The sequence below is a fragment of the Mesorhizobium intechi genome, from assembly GCF_002879535.1.
GTDB classification, from domain to species: domain Bacteria; phylum Pseudomonadota; class Alphaproteobacteria; order Rhizobiales; family Rhizobiaceae; genus Mesorhizobium; species Mesorhizobium intechi.
Genome location: NZ_PNOT02000022.1, coordinates 1 through 5,224, shown reverse-complemented (window position 1 = coordinate 5,224; position 5,224 = coordinate 1). Strand labels below are relative to the sequence as shown.

2 protein-coding genes are annotated in these 5,224 nt (G+C 66.3%); both read left to right on the top strand.

The window, feature by feature from the left end:
• Positions 1–3,187, top strand: a 3,187-nt coding sequence (locus C1D09_RS01540; protein ID WP_143972661.1) for an alpha-2-macroglobulin family protein, incomplete at its 5' end; no start/stop codon positions are given.
• A 213-nt stretch (positions 3,188–3,400) separates the two neighbouring features.
• Positions 3,401–5,224 (top strand): penicillin-binding protein 1C (gene pbpC / locus C1D09_RS01530; protein ID WP_246135627.1); only part of this gene is annotated, 1,824 nt, incomplete at its 3' end.

Below are 5,224 nucleotides of genomic sequence, written 5' to 3'. Positions count from 1 at the left end.
GGCCGAGCCCACGGTCACGCCGCTGACCAACCTCCCGGTGGTCGGCGATGACGGCAAGGCGACGTTCCCTGTTACCGTCGACCAGTTGCCCTCGACCACCAAGCTGGTCAACGGCAAGGTGACCGTGCGCATGCGCGAAACCGGTGGCCGCGCCATCGAGCGCTCGCTCAACATCGGCATCCGCCCGCAAGGCCATATGATCGGCATCCGTCCGGACTTCGCCGACGATGAAGTGCCGCAGGGCGGCACGGCCAAATTCAGTCTGATTGCGGTCGATCCGGCCGGCAAGCGCGAGGCGCTGAAAGGCGCCCAGTGGACGCTGGTCAAGGTCGAACGCAATTACCAATGGTACCGCTCCAGCAATTCGTGGAGCTACGAGCCGGTGACCTTCACCAAGTCGATCGCCAATGGCCAGATCGACCTCGGCGCCGATGGCGACGCCACCGTCTCCGTTCCCGTCGATTGGGGCCAGTACCGGCTCGAGGTCGAAACCTCCGATCCCGAGGGTCCCGCGACCAGTTATGAGTTCGACGCCGGCTGGTATGTCGCCTCGACCACCACCGAAACGCCTGACGGCCTCGAAATCGCGCTCGACAAGGACAACTATGCCGCGGGCGAAATGGCCAAGCTCAAGGTCTCGCCGCATTTTGCCGGCGAGCTTCTGATCAATATCGGTTCCGACAAGCTGTTGAAGACCATCACGGCCACCGTCCCGGCCGGCGGCAGCACCATCGACATTCCGGTCGGTGACGATTGGGGTGCCGGCGCCTATGTCACGGCCACTCTGTTCCGGCCGGGCGATGCCCAGGAGACGCGCATGCCGGCCCGTGCCATCGGCGTGAAATGGCTCAAGGTCGATCCGGGCGCCAAGAAGCTCGCGGTCACGCTGACGCCGCCGGACAAGACGATGCCGCGCCGGCAGCTGTCGATTCCGGTTTCCGTGGCCGGCGTGCGGCCAGGCACCAACGCCTATGTCATGGTTGCCGCCGTCGATGTCGGCATTCTCAACCTGACCAACTACAACGCGCCCGACCCCGAGAACTTTTTCTTCGGCCAGCGCATGCTGGGGATGGAGATCCGCGACATCTATGGCCGCCTGATCGACGGCTCGCTGGGCACCACCGGCAAGCTCAGGACCGGCGGCGACGGCGCCAACATGCAGGCGCAAGGCAGCCCGCCCACCGAAAAGCTGGTCGCCTTCTTCTCCGGCCCGGTCCAGCTCGACGCCGACGGCAAGGCACGGATCGACTTCGACATTCCGCAGTTCAACGGTACCGTTCGCGTCATGGCCGTCGCCTGGACCAAGGAAGCGGTCGGCCATGCCCAGTCGGATGTCATCGTACGCGACCCGGTGGTCATCACCGCCGGCCTGCCGCGCTTCCTCGCGCCCGGCGACAATGCCGTGATGCGGCTTGACGTGGCCGACACCGACGGCCCGGGAGGCGACTATGCCTTCTCGATCGACACGACAGGCGACCTGTCGACGGGCGACAAGCCCCTGCCCCAGAAACTGACGCTCGCCCAGGGCAAGCGCCAGACGCTAACCGTGCCGCTGATCGCCAAGACGCCGGGCAATGCCTCGCTCACCATCAAGCTGGCGCACGCCGACGGCACCAAGGTCGAGCAGACGCTCTACGTGCCGGTGCGCCCGGCGCAACTGCCGGTCACCACGCGCCTTGTGGTCGACCTCAAGGGCAATGGCGGCGCGTTGCGTGTCGACAAGGAACTGCTGGCGGCAAGCCTGCTTGACGGTGCTTCCGTCAGCGTCGGCGTTTCGCAGGCGGCGGCCTTCGACGTGCCCTCCCTGCTGATGACCCTCGATCGCTACCCCTATGGTTGCGCCGAGCAGACCACCAGCCGCGCCATGCCGCTTCTCTACGTCAACGAGATCGCCTCGGGCATCGGCATGGAAAGCGACCCCGACCTGCATGGTCGTATCCAGGATGCCATCTACAAGGTGCTCAGCTACCAGTCCTCGAGCGGCAGCTTCGGCCTGTGGGGCCCGGGCTCCGGCGATTTGTGGCTCGACGCCTATGTCAGCGAGTTCCTGACCAGGGCGCGCGAGCAGAAATACGACGTGCCGGCTCTGGCCATGAACCAAGCGCTGAGCAATCTGCAGAACTCGCTCGGCTACGACCAGAGCGTACAGGACCGCGGCAGCGAGATCGCCTACGCCCTCTACGTTCTGGCCCGCAACAAAAAGGCCTCGATCGGTGACCTGCGCTACTATGCCGACACCCAGCTCGAAGCCTTCTCGAGCCCGATGGCCGTCGCACAGCTGGCGGCGAGCCTTGCGCTCTATGGCGACACCCAGCGCTCGGAGGCGACCTTCAAGACCGCGCTGCAGCTCGCCAAATCGAGCACCGACTACGACTGGTACCGCTCCGACTACGGTTCGGCGCTGCGCGACGGCGCGGCAATGCTGTCGCTGGCGGCGGAATCGAAGCCGGTTTCCTCGGTCGTGCCGGAGCTGATCAAGCTGGTGACCCGGCAACGCGCTGAAGTGCGCTGGACCAGCACCCAGGACGATTCCTGGATGCTTCTGGCGGCCCGCGCGCTGAAGGAAGGCAATGATTCGATCACGCTCTCCGTCAATGGCGCGCCGCATTCGGGTGGCTATTCCAACCAGGTCAACGGCTCCGAACTGGTCGACAGCCCGCTCGAAATCGCCAACAGCGGCAAGACTCCGCTGCAGGCCGTCGTCACCACCGTGGCGTCGCCGATCCAGCCACTGCCGGCCGGCGGTGACGGCTTCACCATCAGCCGCACCTACTACAAGCTCGACGGCACCGAAGCCAATGTGACGGAGGCAACCCAGAACGAACGCTATGTCGTCGTGCTCAAGGTCACCGAGCAGAACAGCTGGCCGTCGCGCCTGCTGGTCACCGACCTGTTGCCGGCCGGCTTCGAGATCGACAATCCCGGCCTGGTCTCCAGCGCCCAGTTGACGAACTTCTCCTGGCTGGCGCCGACCGACGCCGCTCATCTCGAATTCCGCGACGACCGTTTCGTCGCGGCGTTCAACCCGGCCGATGGCGATCACGACCACAATCTGACGCTCGCCTATGTCGTGCGCGCGGTGACGCCGGGCACCTATGCCCATCCGGCGGCAACCGTGGAGGACATGTACCGTCCGCAATACTCGGCCCGCACCGCCACAGGCATGATGGAAATCAAGGCACCGTAAGGCGTTGTTGGTGGATATGAACGTGAGGTTTGCGCTGCCCCTCATTGCCCTGCCGGGCATTTCTCCCCGTATAGTAACGGGGAGAAAGGGGCTTGCGCAGGGGCTTTCGCCAATCTCCAGCGCTGCAAAGAAGGCGCCGACGATCGCAACAGCCCCCTTCTCCCCGTCACTATACGGGGAGAAGGTGCCGGCAGGCGGATGAGGGGCAGCGCCATGCTCTCCAAAAAAATTATCCGTCGGGCAGCCGTAACCGCAGCTTCCTTTGTCGGCGTCCTCGCCATCTCCGCCGCCGCCCTCTGGGAACTCGACCGCGCCTTCCCGCCACCCTTGCCCGCGGAACTCACGGTCTCGACCGAAGTGCAGGACCGCGATGGCCAGCTGTTGCGCGCCTTCGCCACGCCGGACGGCTACTGGCGGCTCGGAACACGGCTCGACCAGGTCGACAAGCAGTTCGTCGACATGCTGGTCACCTATGAAGACAAACGCTTCTGGGACCATCAGGGCGTCGACGTGCTGGCGCTTGGCCGCGCCGCCGGCCAGTTCGCCACCAGCGGCCACATCGTCTCGGGCGGCTCGACCCTGTCGATGCAGCTTGCGCGCCTGATCGAGCCGCGCGAAAGCCGCAGCCTCGGCTCAAAGATCAAGCAGATGCTGCGCGCCATCCAGATCGAGCGGCGGCTCTCCAAGAGTGAGATCCTCGAACGCTATCTGACATTGGCGCCCTATGGCGGCAACCTCGAAGGCGTGCGCGCCGCTTCGCTTGCCTATTTCGGCAAGGAGCCCAAGCGGCTCACCGTCTCGGAAGCCGCTCTGCTCGTCGCCTTGCCCCAATTGCCGGAGAAGCGCCGGCCCGACCGCAATCTCGCAATCGCCCACGCCGCCCGTGACCGTGTGCTGACCCGCATGGTCTCCTCGGGCCTGATCGGCGAACGCGAGGCCGCGCGCGCCGCCCTTGACGACGTGTCGGGCCTGCGCCGCACCTTGCCGGCGCTTGCCCCGCACGCCGCCTACGCGATGCTGCCCAGGGCCGTTCCCGGCCAGCCGCTCAAGCTGACGATCCGCAAAAGCGTCCAGGAAGGGCTGGAGCAGGTGGCGCGCGATGCCGCGACCAGGCTTGGGCCACACCTCTCCGTCGCCATGGTGCTGGCCGATTCCCGCACCGGCGACATTCTGGGCGAAGTCGGCTCGGCCAATTTCTTCGATGCCAGCCGGTCCGGCTGGATCGACATGACCAAGATCGTGCGCTCGCCCGGCTCGACGCTGAAGCCGTTCATCTATGGCCTCGCCTTCGAGCAGGGGCTGGTTGCGCAGGAAACCCTGATCGAGGACAGCCCGGTCGATTTCGGCGGCTATCGGCCCAAGAATTTCGACATGGGCTACCAGGGCGATGTCAGCATCCGCCAGGCACTGCAATTGTCGCTGAACGTGCCAGCGATCCGCGTGCTCGATGCCGTCGGCCCGGCGCGGCTGACCGCGCGCTTCCGCCAGGCCGGCGTCAACCCGATCCTGCCGGTCAACGAGGCGCCGGGCCTGGCCATCGGCCTCGGTGGCGTCGGCGTCACGCTGCGCGATCTTGTCCAGCTCTATACGGGGCTCGCCAATGGCGGCAGGACGCACACGCTGCATGACGGCACCGAACCGGCCGATGCCGGGCGCACCACCGCCACCATCCTCAACGACCAGGCGAACTGGCAGATCATCGACATACTGTCGGGGGTCAAGCCGCCGGAAGGCGCCTTGCAGCGCGGCATCGCCTACAAGACCGGCACCTCCTACGGCTACCGCGACGCCTGGTCGGTCGGCTTCGACGGCCGCTATGTGCTGGGCGTCTGGGTCGGCCGCCCCGACGCCAGCGCGGTGCCGGGCCTTTCCGGCTACGTCTCGGCCGCTCCCATCCTGTTCGAGGGCTTTGTCCGTTCCGGCCTTGCCATCGTGCCGCTGCCGGGCAAGCCGCCCGGCGCCTTCACCCCCAAGCGAGAGGAGTTGCCGGTGACGCTCGCGCGCTTCGGCGCAGGCATCGATGGCCTGGTGCAGGCG